Origin of the sequence: Streptomyces sp. AcH 505, from assembly GCF_000818175.1 — a bacterium.
Lineage (GTDB): Bacteria > Actinomycetota > Actinomycetes > Streptomycetales > Streptomycetaceae > Streptomyces.
This window is the reverse complement of sequence record NZ_JTIY01000001.1, coordinates 2,606,060-2,608,038: the sequence shown is the minus strand read 5'-3', so window position 1 is coordinate 2,608,038 and position 1,979 is coordinate 2,606,060. Positions and strand designations below refer to the sequence as shown.

Here is a 1,979-nt window from a genome sequence, read left to right as displayed (position 1 = left end):
GCGCGACGGCGGCGGCGCGCGCGGGGTCGGTGCACGCGGGCTCGGTGCACGCCGCGCCCGTGGTGGCGCCCGCACCCGTCGACGTGCCCACCGAACACGCCGCCCAGATCGGCCACATCAACGCGTTGGCGTCCGTCGGCCGGCTGGACGAGGCGCTCGACGAAGCGACCGAACTGCGCGAGCGGCTGACCAGTACGGTCGGCGCGGACCATCCGCACGCGCTGGAGGCGCGGTCCGTCGAGGCGTATCTCGCACACCTCTGCGGCGACCACCGCGAGGCCATCGTGCTCGCCCTGGCCGTGGCCCGTATCCGATGCGGCGCCGGGGACAACCAGGCGCCGGTGGAGGTGGCGCGGGCCGCGGCTGCTTGGCAGCAGCTTGACGACGACCGGGCCGCCGTCGCCCACGGCCGCGAACTCCTGCACATGTGGGAGGCGTTGGAAGCCCGCGGCCTGCTGTCGCCCGGCGACCTGGAACTCGCCGAACAGGTCCGCAGGCACGTCGACGCACTGGCGGCATACGTCTGATCGGTCGCCGGAGCCCGCTCCTTGCCCCGAAGTCGGGCCGGTTACACACAAGTCCATGGGCTCGTACAACCAACGTCAAACGAACGTGGAACGCACCTCGGAACACTCCGTTCCCCCAGGAGGCCAAGGGTCCCAGTCGCCCCAGGACTGTGACCGGGCCTCCCAAGGAGCAGGAGCACACCATGAACGTGACGGTCATCGGATCGGCCAGCGCGGTCTCCCCCGAGGAACGAGCCCTGCGCGACCTCTACTTGGAACACGGGCCCGCGCTCTACTCGTACGTACTGCGGATGCTGGGCGGGGACACACACCGCACGGAAGACGTCATCCAGGAGACGCTGATGCGCTGCTGGAACAAGCGAAACCTGGTCGACACCGAGGGCATGGCGGTCCGCCCGTGGATGTTCCGGGTCGCCCGCAACCTCGTCATCGACGCCCACCGGACGCGGATGGCAAGGCCGTTGGAGGTGAGCGGCGCCACCTGGCTGAGCGAGCTGGGCACCAAGGCGGACGACAACGAACAGATCCTGTCGTCGATAGTGGTACACGACGCCTTGCAGGCGCTGACGCCGGCACACCGCGAAGTACTCAGGGAGACCTTCTTCGCGGACCGCAGCACCCAGGAGGCGGCCGACACCCTGGGCGTCCCGCAGGGGACGGTCAAGTCCCGTGTGTACTACGCCCTTCGCTGCCTCAGGTCGGCACTGGAGGAACGAGGAGTACGCCCAGAAGACCGCGCCCCGCGCCGGGCCTGACGGGTTGACGCAGCTCAGAACCCCACCATCGACTTGTCGAACACCCCACCCAGAGCGCCACGCAGGCTGCACCCGACGGAGTGCCCGGCCCGTCTTCGGAGCCCGAAGCCCAGAAGGAAGAGGGCCAGGAAGACCCCGCCCTCGACGACTGCGGCGACGACCGGGCCGACGACGGAGCCGATGAGGCCGCCAACGGCCAGCCACAGAACGATCGGCACCAACGACCCCCGAAGAACCACACCGAAACCCACGGGCACCAACCCGTCAGGCAGGACACGCCGGTTCCAGAGGTCGATGTGGTTCCGCGTCCCGCAGTGCTGGATTCTCATACGCTGATCTGATCACCCACGGCGGGGGCGGGCTCTGCGGAGGCACCGGGTTCGTGGTGGCGGGTGCGGGTCGGGGCGGCATGGGCCGGGACCTGTGCGGGCCGGGAGGTTAGGTGAACCGAGGGCCGCCCCTGGGGTTTGAGTGTCGCGGTTGCGGTCCGGGTGTCAAGGGCGCTCCTTCGTCGCGTCGGCTGCGCCGATTGCGCTTCGCTCCACCCTTGACCCCCGGCCCTCCACCGCAAGTACTTCTTTGAGGGGGGCGGCCGGGGGGGCTCCACGGACCAGACCGGCCGTCGTGACGGGTGCTTTGCCGGGTGCGGGTGCCACGCGGAAGTTGCATGGGGGGACTTGGGCTGGCTCAGCGTCCG

The 1,979-nt window shown here is 70.0% G+C and carries 2 protein-coding genes and 1 pseudogene; 2 read left to right on the top strand and 1 reads right to left on the bottom strand.

The window, feature by feature from the left end; genetic code table 11:
* Both HY68_RS39580 and HY68_RS11960 read left to right on the top strand, forming a co-directional pair.
* A pseudogene (locus tag HY68_RS39580) lies at positions 1-527 on the top strand (hypothetical protein); the annotation flags it as partial.
* A 182-nt stretch (positions 528-709) separates the two neighbouring features.
* Positions 710-1,282, top strand: coding sequence for a sigma-70 family RNA polymerase sigma factor (locus HY68_RS11960; protein WP_041987866.1), 573 nt, complete (start codon positions 710-712; stop codon positions 1,280-1,282).
* A 14-nt stretch (positions 1,283-1,296) separates the two neighbouring features.
* Here the strand turns inward: HY68_RS11960 and HY68_RS45030 are convergent, their stop codons facing one another.
* Complete coding sequence (locus tag HY68_RS45030) at positions 1,297-1,500, bottom strand: hypothetical protein (protein ID WP_241778544.1); 204 nt, start codon at positions 1,498-1,500, stop codon at positions 1,297-1,299.
* Positions 1,501-1,979: the final 479 nt, after the last annotated feature.